This window comes from Allohahella marinimesophila, from assembly GCF_039538005.1.
Classification (GTDB): domain Bacteria; phylum Pseudomonadota; class Gammaproteobacteria; order Pseudomonadales; family Oleiphilaceae; genus Allohahella; species Allohahella marinimesophila.
In genome coordinates this window covers 65,335-79,737 of sequence record NZ_BAABBO010000022.1, presented here as the reverse complement: position 1 = coordinate 79,737, position 14,403 = coordinate 65,335, and the positions used below count along the sequence as shown (strand labels likewise).

The following is a 14,403-nucleotide window of genomic DNA, read 5'->3' as shown; positions in this document are numbered from 1 at the left end:
CGGTGTGCTGGCGGAGATTGTACTGTGGCTGCTATAAATGGCAATGCTGGTCTTCCATCCTGGGGCTGGAACGGCGATAATATGCGCCCAATTTTTCACTCTTTTGCTTAAACTCAGAGCCCAACCACGCTCTGCCGGCATTGCGCGGGAATGTCTTAACATTCTCCTGTCTGTCGGACTAACCGAGGTGCCTTGTAGTGAGTCAAGATAAACTGGACGCATGTTTTAGTGACTGGACGGCGAAGGAAAACGTCGCCGAAGCCATGATCCCGCTGATCGGCAGGCTCTATCGCAAGTACAACGTCATTACGTCGATCTATGGCAAAGCAGTCATCAATCAGTCCGTCATCGGCCTGCTGAAGGCGCATCGCTTCGTTCGTCAGGTCGAGAACCGTGAGCTCTCCGTTCACGAAACCATGCCTGTACTGCTGGCGCTGGACAAGCTGAACCTGGGTCCTGCCCATATCGACATCGGCAAGATGGCCGTGCGTTACAGCGATCACGGTAGCGGCAAGCCGCTGCAGGATTTTCTGGCCGAAGAACTCAAGGACGTCGTCAATCGTCACAAGCCGCGCGAAGAATCAGGTGCGGCATCCAAGGATGTCGTGCTCTACGGTTTTGGCCGTATCGGCCGTCTGCTTGCGCGAATTCTGGTCGAAAAAGCTGGCGGCGGCGACAATTTGCGCCTGCGTGCCATCGTGGTGAGAAAAGGAAAGGCTGAGAACGACATCGAGAAGCGGGCAAGCCTCCTGCGACGCGATTCCGTCCACGGCAGTTTCAAGGGCACCATCACCATCGATGAGGAAAACCAGGGCATCATTGCCAACGGCAACTTCATCAAGGTCATTTATGCCAGCTCACCAGAGTCCGTCGACTACACGAGCTATGGCATCAATAACGCCATCGTCATCGACAACACCGGCGTGTGGCGTGACAAGGATGGCCTTGGTCAGCATCTCAAGGCCAAGGGCGTGTCTCGCGTTCTGCTCACAGCACCTGGCAAGGGTGATATCAAGAACATCGTGTTCGGTATCAACAACGAAGAGATCACTGCCGAAGACACCATCTTGTCGGCAGCGTCCTGCACCACCAACGCCATCACGCCTGTACTCAAGGTTATCAACGACCGTTACGGCATTCGTGACGGTCATGTCGAAACCGTTCATGCCTATACCAATGACCAGAACCTGATCGATAACTACCACGCTGGTAGCCGACGTGGTCGCAGTGCCGGCCTGAACATGGTCATCACTGAAACAGGCGCTGCCAAGGCTGTCGCCAAGGCACTGCCTGAACTGGCTGGCAAGCTGTCGGGCAACGCGATCCGCGTGCCAATCCCCAACGTGTCCATGGCCATCCTCAATCTCAATCTTGATAAGGAGACTAACGTAGAGGAGCTGAATGATTACCTGCGTACCATTTCGCTGCATTCGAAATATCAGAAGCAGATCGATTTCGTGAACTCACCCGAGGTGGTGTCTTCCGATTTCGTAGGTTCACGTCACGCAGGCATTGTCGATGCACAGGCGACTATCGCCAGTGGACACCGCATCGTTCTCTATGTCTGGTACGACAACGAAGCTGGCTATAGCGCCCAGGTCGTTCGAATCGTGAATCAGATGGCTGGCGTGCAGTACAAGGTCTTCCCGGCAGCAACGGTCTGATCTCATTCCTCTGGCGGCAGCGTCCGCCAGAGCACGCTAATCTGGTGCGTGCAGACGGTGGTGATGGCGATCGCCACGTGCTTTTCTGGTGTCGACACGTATACTGTCGACCGAGAAACATTGCACCGCAGGCCAATCAAGACAAGACAGGCTGACTGAATGAAAAAAATCAAGAAGGGTCTCGATATACCGATATCGGGTGAGCCCAAGCAGATTATTGACCAGGGCGCTTTGGTGACGGAAGTCGCCATCGTCGGATTCGATTACAACGGTATGAAGCCGACGATGGAAGTCGCTGAAGGCGATCGCGTGCAATGCGGTCAGCTGCTGTTCACCGACAAGAAAACTGAAGGTGTGCGCTACACTTCACCGGCCACAGGTACGGTAAAAGCCATTCATCGCGGCGAGAAACGGGTTTTCCAGTCCATCGTCATCAGTGTCGATCAGCATGAGGATGGCGAGAGTCAGGTTCAGTTCGCGCACTATCCCGCTGATCAGCTCGAGTCGCTGTCACGCCAGCAGGCCGTCGATCTGCTGGTGGAATCCGGCGAGTGGACAGCCTTCCGCACCCGCCCGTTCAGCAAGGTGCCCGAGCTGGACGCAGAGCCGCACTCCATCTTCGTATCTGTCATGGACACACAGCCACTGGCGGCCGATCCGCTGGTGATCATTGCCCAGGCGAGTGAGGATTTTCAGAATGGCCTGCGTGTCCTGAGTCGTCTGACCAAGGGCAAGGTTTTCGTGTGTTCCGCGCCCGACGTCGATATTTCGCTGCCAAAGCTGGACCGCCTGGAGCATGAAACGTTCTCTGGCCCACACCCGGCGGGCCTGGTTGGGACGCATATCCATCATCTTGATCCAGTGAACATGTTCAAGAGTGTCTGGACAGTCGGCTATCAGGATGTCATTGCCATCGGCCGTCTGTTTACCACGGGCTACAAGTTTGTCGAGCGTGTCGTTGCCCTGTCCGGTCCTGCGGTCAAGCGTCCACGGCTGATTCGAACCCGAACCGGTGCAGCTGTCAGCCAGCTGACGAAAAACGAACTGAATTCGGATAATGTACGTACTGTTTCAGGCTCGGTGCTGGGTGGGCGATCTGCCCGTGACTCTGTCGACTACCTCGGTCGTTACGATTACCAGATCGCCTGTCTCGAAGAGGGGCACCACCGCGAACTCTTTGGTTGGCTGTCTCCAGGTCTCAACAAGTTTTCGGTCATCAATATCTACCTGTCCAAGCTCATGCCGGGCAAGCGCTTCAATATGACTACGACGACCAACGGCAGTGAGCGGGCGATGGTGCCTATCGGCACCTACGAAAGAATCATGCCGCTCGACATCCTGCCCACACAGCTCCTGCGTGCGCTGATCGTCGGTGATACGGAAGTTGCCCAGAAGCTGGGCTGCCTCGAACTCGATGAAGAGGATCTTGCCCTGTGCTCATTCGTGTGCCCAGGCAAGTACGAGTACGGGCCGATACTCAGGCGTAATCTCGACACCATCGAAAAAGAGGGTTGATGTCATGAGCTTAAGAACATTTCTCGACAAGATAGAGCCCAATTTTCACAAAGGCGGGCGCTTCGAAAAGATGTACCCTCTCTACGAAGCCGTTGATACGATCTTCTATTCCCCTGGTTCCGTGACTGCAGCGAATACCCATGTTCGCGATGGTATAGACCTCAAGCGGATCATGATTACAGTCTGGGCCTGCGTATTCCCCGCGATGTTCTTCGGCATGTGGAATATCGGCTTTCAGGCGAATACCTATCTGGCCGAGGCGGGAATCGCAATGGATCAGGGCTGGAGATATTCCCTGATTGCCGCACTCGCCGGTAACGATCCGTCCAGTATCTGGGACAACATGATCTACGGCGCCATGCATTTTCTGCCGATTTACATGACGGTGTTCATCGTCGGCGGTGCGTGTGAGGTGGTGTTCGCAACCATCAGGAAGCACGAGGTCAACGAGGGCTTCTTCGTCACCTCCATTCTGTTTGCCCTGATCTGTCCGCCTGATCTGCCCTTGTGGCAGGCGGCGCTCGGCATCATCTTCGGTGTCGTCATCGGCAAGGAAGTGTTCGGTGGTACGGGGAAGAACTTCCTCAATCCGGCGCTCGCAGGCCGCGCCTTCCTGTACTTCGCCTATCCGGCGCAAATGTCCGGTGACTCAGTCTGGACTGCGGTAGATGGTTTCAGCGGTGCCACACCCTTGAGCGTAGCCGCCTCCGGTGGTATGGAAGCCTTGCAGGGCAGCCTGACCTGGTTTGACGCCTTCCTCGGCTTCCATCAGGGCAGTATCGGCGGCACCAGCGACCTGGCCATCCTTATCGGTGGTGTAATTCTGCTGGTGATGGGCATCGCGTCACTTCGTATCGTCCTTGGCGTAGTACTTGGCGTAGTGCTCACGGCAGGGCTGCTCAACTTCGTCGGCTCGGATACGAACCCGATGTTTGCGTTGCCACCGCACTGGCACTTCGTTATTGGCGGTCTGACCTTCGGCATGTTCTTCATGGCGACAGATCCCGTGTCTGCATCACATACCCATACGGGCCGATGGATCTTCGGTATTCTCATCGGTGTCATGACGGTGCTTATCAGAGTGGTCAACCCGGCGTTTCCGGAAGGCATCATGCTCGCAATACTGTTTGCGAACCTGTTCTCTCCATTCATAGATCACCTCGTCGTACAGGCGAATATCAAGCGGAGGCTTGCCCGTGGCTAAAGGATCTTCAACTGGAAAAACCCTTACGGTCGCGTTTCTGCTCTGCATCGTCTGTTCGGTAGTGGTGTCAGCCGCCGCAGTCATGCTGCGGCCGGTACAGACTGAAAATCGTGAACTGAACGTCAAGGAAAACATTCTGATGGCTGCTGGCATGATTGAAGCCGGTTCGTCAAAGGATGAAGTGGAGACGAGTTTTGCCAGTATCACGCCCAAGCTAATCGAGCTCGAAACAGGGCGCTTCGTCGAGCCGTCTGAAATTGGGCTCAAGAACATCGAAGAGTTTCAGCAGCAGAAAGTGGCCACGAGGGAAGGGACTTCCTACACACTGAGCCAGGCCGAAGATATTGCTGGACTGGGACGGGTCGAGAAGTACGCGAAAGTGTACCTTGCTTCAGAAAACGGTGAAGTCAGCCGCGTGATCGTGCCTGTCCGGGGTTACGGTCTGTGGTCCACACTCTATGGATTCATGGCCCTCGAGCAGGATGCGAACACCATTGCAGGTTTCGGGTTTTACGAGCACGGGGAGACGCCAGGTCTTGGTGGTGAAGTCGACAATCCGAACTGGAAGGCCCAGTGGAGCGGCAAGAAAGTGTATGGCGACGATGGCGATGTCGCGATCAGGTTGATCAAAGGCGGCGTCAATCCATCTGCACCCAATGCCAAACATCATGTCGATTCACTGTCAGGCGCGACGCTTACAAGCCGAGGTATCGAGAACCTGATTCAGTATTGGCTCGGTGAGCAGGGTCTCAAGCCCTTCCTTGAGCGCATAAAGAACGGAGAGATTCGCAATGTCTAAAAATCGTGTTGCCGAGATCGTTTTTGATCCGATCTTCAACAATAATCCGATCGCCCTTCAAATATTGGGAATTTGTTCTGCGTTAGCAGTAACGACCAGTCTCCAGTTGTCGTTGGTAATGGGCGTCGCTGTCATGCTTGTTACAGCCTGTTCCAGTGCACTCATTTCTGTCATCCGTTCCCAGATACCCAGTAGTATCCGGATCATTGTGCAGATGACGATCATTGCCTCTCTGGTTATCGTGGTAGACCAACTGCTCAAAGCATATGCCTATGATATGAGCAAGCAGTTGTCGGTGTTCGTTGGCTTGATCATTACAAATTGTATCGTTATGGGTCGCGCTGAAGCCTATGCCATGCAGAATGGTCCTGTGTTGAGTTTCCTGGACGGTATTGGCAATGGGCTTGGCTACGCTGTTTTGCTGATTTTCGTGGCGTTCTTCCGCGAACTGCTCGGCGCAGGGAAGCTCTTCGGTATCGAAATTCTGCCTCTGCAGGCAAACGGTGGTTGGTATTTGCCAAATGGTTTGCTTCTGCTGCCTCCGAGTGCATTTTTCATTATCGGGCTAGCGATCTGGGCCTTGCGGAGCTGGAAAATCGAACAGGTCGAGCCCAAGGATTATAAGCTCGCACCACATCGTGTCAGGGAGGCTTTCTGATGTTTGAGCAATATCTGAGTTTGTTCATCAAGGCTATCTTTGTCGAAAACATGGCGCTCGCCTTCTTTCTTGGGATGTGTACCTTTCTAGCCATATCCAAGAAAATAGAGGCGGCGATTGGTCTGGGTATTGCGGTTACCGTCGTGTTGGCGATCACCGTGCCGGTGAATAATCTCATTTTCAACAGCTTGTTACGTGAAGGTGCGCTGTCGTGGGCAGGCTTGCCTAATGTTGATCTGAGCTTCCTGGGTCTGTTGACCTATATTGGCGTCATCGCCGCCATCGTGCAGATCCTCGAAATGGTGCTCGACAAATATTTCGTCGCACTGTACGCGGCATTAGGGGTATTTTTGCCCCTGATCACGGTCAACTGCGCCATTCTCGGTGCTTCGCTGTTCATGGTAGAGCGGGACTACGAATTTGGTGAAAGTGTCGTCTATGGTCTGGGTGCTGGCGTTGGCTGGGCACTCGCGATCATTGCGCTTGCCGGAATTCGCGAAAAGCTGAAGTACTCTGATGTTCCCGATGGCCTGAGAGGCCTTGGCATCACCTTCATCACGGTCGGTCTGATGTCGCTAGGCTTCATGTCGTTCTCTGGTATCACCCTGTAAAACGGCTCCCATACAGACAGAGGTAGAAACATGGATACGGAAATTATGCTCGGCGTTGGCATGTTCACTGTCATCGTTCTGAGTCTTGTGGCGGTCATTCTGATGGCCAGGTCGCGTCTGGTCAGTACAGGCGACGTCAAGATTGTCGTCAACGACGATCCTGCCAGTGCAATCACAACCGAAGCCGGCGGAAAGCTGCTGCAGACACTGGCGAATGAGGGCATGTTCCTCTCGTCAGCCTGTGGCGGTGGTGGTACCTGCGCCCAGTGCAAGTGCAAGGTCCTGGACGGCGGTGGCGGTATGCTACCGACAGAAAAAACGCACTTCACCAACCGCGAGGAGCGTGAAGGCTGGCGCCTGGCCTGTCAGGTCAGCGTCAAGCAGGATATGAAGATTGAAGTGCCTGAGGAAGTCTTCGGCGTCAAGAAGTGGGAGTGCGAGGTGGTGTCAAACCACAACGTCGCCACCTTCATCAAGGAGCTCGTGCTGAAATTGCCGGAGGGTGAAAACGTTGATTTCCGCGCTGGTGGCTATGTCCAGCTCGAGACCCCGCCGCATGAAGTGCTTTTCAAGGACTTTGATATCGAAGAGCGTTTCAGGGAAGACTGGGACAAGCACAATATCTGGCAGTACAAGTCCACCGTCAAGGAGCCGGTCATCCGGGCCTATTCGATGGCGAACTACCCGGAAGAGCAGGGCGTACTGAAGTTCAACATTCGTATTGCAACGCCACCGCCAGGATCGGATCATCCGCCTGGTGCAATGTCGTCCTGGATCTTCTCACTGAAGCCCGGCGACAAGGTGACTGTGTTCGGACCTTTCGGTGAATTCTTCGCCAAGGAAACTGGCGCCGAGATGATCTTTGTCGGTGGTGGTGCCGGTATGGCGCCAATGCGAGCGCATCTGTTCGATCAGCTCCGTCGCATTCACTCGCAGCGAAAGATTTCATTCTGGTACGGCGCTCGTAGCAAGCGTGAGATGTTCTACGTCAAGGATTTTGACGAGCTCGCAGCAGAGAATGAGAACTTTGAGTGGCATGTAGCACTCTCGGACCCCTTGCCAGAAGATAACTGGGAAGGGCCTACAGGCTTCATTCATAACGTTTTGCTGGAGAATTACCTCAAGAACCATCCGGCACCTGAAGATTGTGAATACTACATGTGCGGGCCGCCGATGATGAACGCTGCCGTCATCAAGATGCTGAAGGATCTTGGTGTGGAAGAGGAAAACATCATGCTCGACGACTTCGGAGGCTGATTCTCAGTGACGATTCTAAAGCAGGCGCAAGCCTGCTTTTTTCATTATCAAGTCAGTGCGCTTCGTATTTGTGCTGTGATCGGGGTGCTGCTGCTCGGCTCCGCCTGTGATGGCTCAGCGCCGGGTCCGGACCCTGAAGGGATCACCAGCCAGGACACCGCACTGCAGGAAGTCTCCGGTCCGATCATGGGTACACGTTACTCAGTCAAGTGGAGCGGTAAGGCCTTTCCAGAAGCAGACGCTGTCATTCTTGCCGAGCTTGAGCGAATTAACTCGCTCATGTCGACTTACGACCCGGAGTCGGAGCTCTCCCGCTTCAATAATAGTCCCGTCGGCGAATGGTATACGGTTGCTGCGGATACACTGGCGACCCTGAAGGTCTCCCAGGAGGTCTATCAGGCATCCAAAGGCGCTCTCGATGTGACGGTCGGCTCGCTTGTGAATCTCTGGGGTTTTGGCCCGCAAGGGCGCATCACTCGCGAGCCATCTCAAGCCGCCATCGACGCAGCGCAGGCGGGATCTGGCTTCGACAAGCTCGATATCGATGCTGAACAGTCGCGTATTCGTAAGACGTCTGATATTTATGTCGATTTGTCGGCAGTCGCCAAAGGTTACGCCGTCGATGAAGTCGCTGAAGTGCTCGAAAATGAGGATATCGACGACTACCTCGTCGATATTGGCGGTGAGCTACGGATGTCTGGTCTGAAACCAGATGGCTCGCAATGGCGAATAGCCATTGAAGCGCCGAAAGTCGAGGTCAGAGAAATATTCGAGGTTTTCTCCTTTGAGAAGGCCGCCATCGCTACGTCCGGAGATTATCGTAACTATTTTGAGGAAGACGGTGTACGTTACTCGCACACTATCGATCCCCGAACCGGCCGCCCAATCCAGCATGCCCTCGTATCCGTCAGTGTCGTCACTCAGCGTTGCGCGGTAGCTGACGCTTGGGCAACGGCATTGATGGCTGTCGGTCCTGAGACCGCCAAAGCACTCTCAAGGTCACATAATCTTGCTGTATTGCTTATAATGAAGGGGAAGGAAGGTTTCGATACCTGGACATCCCCACAACTCGAGGTACTGCAATCTTCGCAGCCGAACGAGTCAGCGTCTGACCAGCGCTAAGTAATCAGCCTCTGGAGGAAACCATGCAAACATTTCTGATCGTTCTTGGTGCAATGCTCGTGCTCATGGCATTGATGTCTGTCGGCGTTCTGCTCGGCCGCAAACCCATCTCGGGCAGCTGCGGCGGCATGAGCGCACTCGGCATGGAAACGGAATGCGATGTCTGCGGCGGCGACAAGCAGCGCTGCGACAAGGAAAGTGCCTGATATGGCAGAGTATACATATGACGTCGTTGTCATAGGTGCCGGACCAGCCGGTGAGGGCGCGGCCATGAACGCGGCCAAGCACGGGCGGCGTGTAGCGGTCATCGAAGACAAGAAACAGGTCGGCGGCAACTGCGCCCATAGGGGCACGATTCCGTCGAAGGCCCTACGTCATAATGTAAGACAGATCATTCAGTTCAATACCAATCCCATGTTCAGGGATATTGGTGAGCCGCGCTGGTTTTCGTTTCCGCGCGTGCTCAAGGACGCTGAACGTGTCATTGCCAAGCAGGTGAAGCTCCGAACTGGCTTCTACGCGCGTAATCGCATCGACCTGTATCACGGCAAGGCCTACCTCCTGGACGAGCATCGCCTCGAAATTCGCGGTGCCGGCACTGCCAATGATGTGCTCAAGGCCAAGGAGATCGTCATTGCGACGGGATCGCGTCCGTATCAGCCGCCCGATATTGATTTCAGCCATCGCCGCATCTATTGCAGCGACAGCATACTGAAGCTCGGCCACACTCCGCGCACCCTTATCATCTATGGTGCTGGCGTCATAGGCTCTGAATACGCTTCAATTTTTGTCGGCCTCGGCGTCAAGGTCGACCTCATTAATCCAGGCTCCAGGTTGTTGAGTTTCCTTGACGATGAAATCTCTGACGCGTTGAGCTACCACCTTCGCGACAATGGCGTACTGATGCGTCACAACGAAGAGTATGAAACGGTTGAGGGGAATGAAACCGGCGTCGTATTGACCATGAAGTCTGGCAAGAAAATTCGCGCCGATGCCTTTCTCTGGTGCAATGGCCGCTCCGGTAATACGGATAATCTCGGCCTGGAAAATGTCGGTCTCGAATGCAATTCGCGCGGGCAGCTGAAGGTGGATGACCATTACCGAACGGCCCTGCCACATATTTACGCTGTCGGTGATGTTATCGGTTATCCCTCACTGGCGAGTGCAGCCTATGACCAGGGCCGCTCTGCTGCCTCTGATCTGGTGTCTGATGCCTACTTTCGCTTTGTGGACGATGTTCCGACCGGGATCTACACCATTCCCGAAATCAGTTCAGTGGGCAAGACTGAGGCCGAACTCACGGCTCAGCGAGTGCCTTACGAAGTTGGTCAGGCTTTCTTCAAGCATCTGGCTCGCGCGCAGATTACTGGCGACACAGTGGGCATGCTGAAGATTCTGTTTCATCGAGAAACGAAAGAGCTGTTGGGCATTCACTGCTTTGGTGACCAGGCTTCGGAGATCGTTCACATTGGTCAGGCCATCATGAGCCAGCCGGGCGAGCTCAACACGCTTGAGTATTTCATCAATACGACCTTCAACTATCCAACCATGGCCGAAGCCTATCGAGTGGCTGCACTCAACGGTCTTAACCGGATCTTCTAGAACTGGTGTTGTTGGATCTGCTGCATTCGGAGTGGATGGTCCGTTATGACGGAATCTACCCCGGCGGCACAGACTCGCTGCCAGTCCTGGCTGGCGTTAACCGTCCAGCACGATACTTCAAGGCCCATGTGGCGTAAACGCTGGACGACTTCCCCCGTTACCATCTGATGGTTCAAGGCGACAAGGTCGAGTCCTGACATTGAATTCGTCAGCAGCGCCTGCAATACCGGCTTGTCCTCTACAGCCAGCCCTTGCCTGAGTCCGGTCACATCCGCGGCCTGAATCAGTCCTGGCACCAGCGGGTTGAAGCTGGTCACAACACACTTCGTCAATAAGGTCTTCGGCAGGCTCGCCAGCGCGGCACTCAGTCGGTCGCAAAGACGCTTGAGCGTGGCCGTGTCAGTCGTTTTCACTTCAAGCTGAACCTGCTCCACTTGCTCCGGGGCCTGCAAGAGCAGGTCAAGCACCTCCTGCAGTGCCGGAATGCGGCAGGGCGCCGGCCAGGGTGGTCCGACCTTGCGGCCATCGAACGCTCGAAGCGCTTCAAGGGATAAGTCCGCGGCCCGACCGGCCACGCCACAGGTTCTGATCAGGTCTTCATCATGCAGGATGAACAGCTCACCGTCAGCCGAGAGCTGCAGATCGAATTCAAAGCTGCGGATGCCATTCGTCCAGGCCCATTCGAAACCCTGGAGGGTGTTCTCAGGCGCCTCGCCTCTCGCACCGCGATGGCCAATCAGAATGGGGTTCTCAGACATGATCAGGCATCCTCCCCAGCGTCTGGATCTGCCTTGCGGCGCAGCTTTCTCAACTTCCAGCTCTGAGCGATGGTTCGCCGCCACAGCAGGTCGACCGCGAAGTAACCCCCTATACTGGCCACGATGGCGACCACGAAGGAGCCCAGGTAGAGCGGCGCCCCAATGTCCCCAAGCTTGGACAGGAACCAGTCGAAGGTTGGCTCGAAGGCGAAAGGCTGCGGCTCGATGCCCATGAGCCAGGCCCCGATCACATAGTTGGCGTAAAACAGAGGCGGCATGGTGAGCGGGTTGCTGATCCAGACCAGTGCACACGACAGCGGCAGGTTGCTGCGCAGCCAGATAGACACGAAGGCGGCAAAGGCCATTTGCGCGGGCATGGGAATGAACGCGAAAAACAGGCCATTCAGAAAAGCCCTCGAGACAGATCGACGGTTGATGTGCCAGAGATTTGGATCATGCAGCACATCGCCCAGAAAATGGAGCGACTTGTTCGACTGGATCTTTTCCGGACTCGGCATCCATTTCTTGATGAGCTTCTTGGGCATGGGTCGCGATGGTTTCGAAAAACAGTGATTTTGGGAGCTGGCGATGCTGGCCGATACCATAGCAGCGACTTTCACTTTAGAATAGCAGCGAATGCACAAGTTTTACGAACAGGATGTTCGATATGCGCACATGGATCGTGCTGCATCTGGCTGGCTTCGTTCTGGTGTTTGTTTTTGCGCCGGAACTGGTTGGTCAGAAGCCGCAGTGGCTTTTATTGCCTTCAGTAATCAGTCTTCTCTGCCTACTTCTTCTCGGCCGCAAGTGGCGGCTGTTGTTATTGTGCCTGCTCGCGGCTGCCAGTGGAGCATTGCATGGCGGGCTTCGACTTCTGCCATATCAGTCGATGGACCAGGCAACGGAAGCCATTGTTCAGGCCGGGTCTGAGCAAGTGTTGCCTGTCACGGGCTACTTCTGCGCTGTCGATTTTGACAGCAATAGCAAAATGACCTCGAGTAAATCACCGCGTCTTGTCCGGCTATGTTTCGATGTCGAGCAGAGCACCGGTGTGCCCGAGCTACAGGGGCGCCGTATCCAGCTCGACTGCAAAGGCTGCGCAGTACCTGTAGCCGGTGTTGCCTATCAGTTGACCATCGAGCTGCAGAAAGCCAAGCGACGGCTGCCGGTGGCCACGCCCATGGCCGAGCGTCTCACCCGATACCGTGAGCTGAGTCAGGGTGGCCCGTTACAAGCGAAGCTGATGAGCGCCACCGCGCTGCATACACTCCCGGTGCGGCAGTCGCAGCAATTGAGAGCCCAGGCAAGAGAGGCGCTCATGGCTACCGTAGCCCGGTCGGCGCATCTTGCGAGCTATCATGCGCTCTTCCTCGGTGATCGTAGTGGGTTCAGTCATAGCCAGACCGAAGCCCTGTCCGTCTCTGGTTTGTCACATCTCATGGTGATTTCGGGGCTCCATGTCGGCCTGATGGCAGCACTCGTCGCGCTGTTGTTGCGCCTGGCAGCGAGAGGCCTGAGGCTCACCGCCTGGCGAATTCCCGTCTACCTCGGCACTGTCTTCAGCCTTCTCGGCTATCTCTGGCTCGTCGACTATGCCGTCCCTGTGCTTCGTGCGACGATCATGGCCTTACTGTTTGTCGCGCTCACTCTGCAGCGCCGTCGGGTGCCGGTCACCGATTACTGGCTGATTACGCTGACGGCCTGCCTGTTTTTCGATCCTTTCGCTTTCATCAGTGCCGGCTTCTGGCTGTCTTTCGGCGCGGTTGCCGTCATTGCGCTCGTCATGTCTGGTCGGCTTCGACTAAGTGCTGCTCTGGAGGATGCGCCTTCTGCAAACACCTTGCGTGACCGACTACAGGCTCAAGTCGAGCGCTTCATGGCGTGGCTGTCAGCCTTCTGGCGAGTGCAGTGGCAGCTGTTCGCCACCCTGAGCGTGCTGCTGGCCGTGTTTTTCCAGCAGGTCAGCCTTGCCGGGTTATTGACCAACCTCATCGCCATACCGCTCGTGACGCTGTTGCTCGTGCCTACAGGCTTCCTGGCGTTGCTGGTAAACGCTGTGGCTGGCGAATGGCCACTGGTGACGCGCCTGATCGACTTGAGTGACCGTCTGTTCGATCTATTCTGGCTCATTGTAGACAGCGGCGAACACTTCCCGATATTTGCCACGCAGACGCTCTCGCCGGGCGCACTGATCCTCCTGTTACTGCTATCGCTGCCCACGCTATGGTGCTGGCACCTCCCATTTGCACCCTGGCTACATGCGAGCAAATTGCTGCTCCTGACCGGCGTCGCTACCGCAGCACCGCGACTCGTCGAACCCTCAGAGGCGCCTCTGCTGCGCTTCGTCGTGTTCGATGTGGGGCAGGGGCATGCCGCTCTACTGGATGACGGCGAAACCTCATTGCTGTTTGATACCGGTCCCGTCTATCCGGTCAGCAGCGGCTTCAGCGGCGGTCGCCTCATTCCAGGCGGCGGGCGGCCCTTCAATCCGGCCGCCGAGCAGATACTGCCATACCTCAAGCAGCGCGTCAGCCAGCAGGAGCCTTTAGGCGCTTCAGAGGCTCGTCCGTTTCTGAACTACCTTTTTGTCAGTCATGCCGATCATGATCATGCCGGTGGCACGGGCTTTTTATTGCAGCATCTGGATGTGGCGCATCAGTTCAGCGGCGAGCCCGACAAGCTCAATCGTATCCTGGACCACGATTTCCCCGACCAGGCAGGCCTTACCGAAAGCACGCCGACCCCTGGGTTGTTCAGCCAGTGTCTGGCGGGTCAGCGCTTCAGTTCGAGGGGCTTTCGGGTGGAGGTGCTTTGGCCACTGCAGGCATCGGTCGGCTCGGCCTTCGCCGGTAACGACCTGTCATGTGTGCTGCGAATCACTACACCTTCGCAGCACACCATCCTGTTGACAGGCGATATCGAAAAACCCGCCTTGCAGGCGATGGTCAGGCACTATAATAGTGATCATGGCCAGGGCAGCCTGCTGGATGTGGATATAATGGTGCTGCCGCATCATGGCAGCCGCTCGAGCTTTCTGCCCGGATTCATCAGTGCGGTGACTCCAGAGCAGGTCGTGATACCCGCCGGAGCCAATAATCGCTTCGGCCATCCGCATCAGCAGCCGGTCGACTGGCTGCTCAGACGAGGGGTGGAGATCTGGAATACCGGTACGCAAGGCTATTTTGAATTTACCGAGCCGCTGAATTGAAGCCT

The 14,403-nt window shown here is 55.7% G+C and carries 13 protein-coding genes; 11 read left to right on the top strand and 2 right to left on the bottom strand.

The window, feature by feature from the left end; translation table 11 throughout:
* Positions 1-197: 197 nt before the first annotated feature.
* The 10 genes from ABD735_RS19290 to sthA all read left to right on the top strand — a co-directional run bounded on the left by ABD735_RS19290 (position 198) and on the right by sthA (position 10,432).
* Entirely contained in the window at positions 198-1,664 is a 1,467-nt protein-coding gene (locus ABD735_RS19290; protein ID WP_344809572.1) for a glyceraldehyde-3-phosphate dehydrogenase, read from the top strand.
* Positions 1,665-1,823: 159 nt separating this feature from the next.
* Positions 1,824-3,179, top strand: a complete 1,356-nt coding sequence (locus tag ABD735_RS19285; protein ID WP_344809570.1) for a Na(+)-translocating NADH-quinone reductase subunit A — start codon at positions 1,824-1,826, stop codon at positions 3,177-3,179.
* Positions 3,180-3,183: 4 nt separating this feature from the next.
* Positions 3,184-4,383, top strand: coding sequence for an NADH:ubiquinone reductase (Na(+)-transporting) subunit B (locus ABD735_RS19280; RefSeq protein ID WP_344809568.1), 1,200 nt, complete (start codon positions 3,184-3,186; stop codon positions 4,381-4,383).
* The gene (locus tag ABD735_RS19275; protein ID WP_344809566.1) at positions 4,376-5,182 is read left to right on the top strand and encodes a Na(+)-translocating NADH-quinone reductase subunit C; all 807 of its coding nucleotides are present in this window, start codon (positions 4,376-4,378) and stop codon (positions 5,180-5,182) included. Before ABD735_RS19280 ends, ABD735_RS19275 begins: the two co-directional genes overlap by 8 nt.
* On the top strand, positions 5,175-5,840 hold the full coding sequence (locus ABD735_RS19270; RefSeq protein ID WP_344809564.1) for an NADH:ubiquinone reductase (Na(+)-transporting) subunit D: 666 nt from the start codon (positions 5,175-5,177) through the stop codon (positions 5,838-5,840). The genes ABD735_RS19275 and ABD735_RS19270 overlap by 8 nt, the downstream gene beginning before the upstream one ends.
* Positions 5,840-6,451 (top strand): NADH:ubiquinone reductase (Na(+)-transporting) subunit E, encoded by a 612-nt coding sequence (gene nqrE, locus ABD735_RS19265; protein ID WP_344809562.1) that lies wholly within the window; start codon positions 5,840-5,842, stop codon positions 6,449-6,451. The genes ABD735_RS19270 and nqrE overlap by 1 nt, the downstream gene beginning before the upstream one ends.
* Positions 6,452-6,481: 30 nt before the next feature.
* Positions 6,482-7,708, top strand: a complete 1,227-nt coding sequence (gene nqrF / locus ABD735_RS19260; protein WP_344809560.1) for an NADH:ubiquinone reductase (Na(+)-transporting) subunit F — start codon at positions 6,482-6,484, stop codon at positions 7,706-7,708.
* A 6-nt stretch (positions 7,709-7,714) separates the two neighbouring features.
* The gene (locus ABD735_RS19255) at positions 7,715-8,830 is read left to right on the top strand and encodes an FAD:protein FMN transferase (RefSeq protein ID WP_344809558.1); all 1,116 of its coding nucleotides are present in this window, start codon (positions 7,715-7,717) and stop codon (positions 8,828-8,830) included.
* Positions 8,831-8,853: 23 nt separating this feature from the next.
* Entirely contained in the window at positions 8,854-9,036 is a 183-nt protein-coding gene (gene nqrM, locus ABD735_RS19250) for a (Na+)-NQR maturation NqrM (RefSeq protein WP_344809556.1), read from the top strand.
* A gap of 1 nt (position 9,037) precedes the next feature.
* Positions 9,038-10,432, top strand: a complete 1,395-nt coding sequence (gene sthA, locus ABD735_RS19245) for a Si-specific NAD(P)(+) transhydrogenase (RefSeq protein WP_344809554.1) — start codon at positions 9,038-9,040, stop codon at positions 10,430-10,432.
* On the opposite strand, the gene ABD735_RS19240 is transcribed toward sthA, so the two are convergent.
* Positions 10,429-11,190 (bottom strand): glycerophosphodiester phosphodiesterase, encoded by a 762-nt coding sequence (locus ABD735_RS19240; RefSeq protein ID WP_344809552.1) that lies wholly within the window; start codon positions 11,188-11,190, stop codon positions 10,429-10,431. The genes sthA and ABD735_RS19240 overlap by 4 nt on opposite strands.
* 2 nt (positions 11,191-11,192) lie before the next feature.
* Positions 11,193-11,735 carry a DUF2062 domain-containing protein gene (locus ABD735_RS19235; protein WP_344809550.1) on the bottom strand — a complete coding sequence of 181 codons (543 nt, stop codon included), beginning with the start codon at positions 11,733-11,735 and terminating at the stop codon, positions 11,193-11,195.
* 122 nt (positions 11,736-11,857) lie between these two features.
* Between ABD735_RS19235 and ABD735_RS19230 the strand changes: the two genes are divergently transcribed.
* Positions 11,858-14,398 (top strand): DNA internalization-related competence protein ComEC/Rec2, encoded by a 2,541-nt coding sequence (locus tag ABD735_RS19230; protein WP_344809548.1) that lies wholly within the window; start codon positions 11,858-11,860, stop codon positions 14,396-14,398.
* Positions 14,399-14,403: the final 5 nt, after the last annotated feature.

Coding starts and splice junctions, on each gene's coding strand:
- ABD735_RS19280 (WP_344809568.1), top strand. CDS start 3,184: ATGAGCTTAAGAACATTTCTCGACAAGATAGAGCCCAATTTTCACAAA.
- ABD735_RS19235 (WP_344809550.1), bottom strand. CDS start 11,735: ATGCCCAAGAAGCTCATCAAGAAATGGATGCCGAGTCCGGAAAAGATC.
- nqrM (WP_344809556.1), top strand. CDS start 8,854: ATGCAAACATTTCTGATCGTTCTTGGTGCAATGCTCGTGCTCATGGCA.
- nqrE (WP_344809562.1), top strand. CDS start 5,840: ATGTTTGAGCAATATCTGAGTTTGTTCATCAAGGCTATCTTTGTCGAA.
- ABD735_RS19270 (WP_344809564.1), top strand. CDS start 5,175: ATGTCTAAAAATCGTGTTGCCGAGATCGTTTTTGATCCGATCTTCAAC.
- ABD735_RS19230 (WP_344809548.1), top strand. CDS start 11,858: ATGCGCACATGGATCGTGCTGCATCTGGCTGGCTTCGTTCTGGTGTTT.
- ABD735_RS19240 (WP_344809552.1), bottom strand. CDS start 11,190: ATGTCTGAGAACCCCATTCTGATTGGCCATCGCGGTGCGAGAGGCGAG.
- nqrF (WP_344809560.1), top strand. CDS start 6,482: ATGGATACGGAAATTATGCTCGGCGTTGGCATGTTCACTGTCATCGTT.
- ABD735_RS19285 (WP_344809570.1), top strand. CDS start 1,824: ATGAAAAAAATCAAGAAGGGTCTCGATATACCGATATCGGGTGAGCCC.
- sthA (WP_344809554.1), top strand. CDS start 9,038: ATGGCAGAGTATACATATGACGTCGTTGTCATAGGTGCCGGACCAGCC.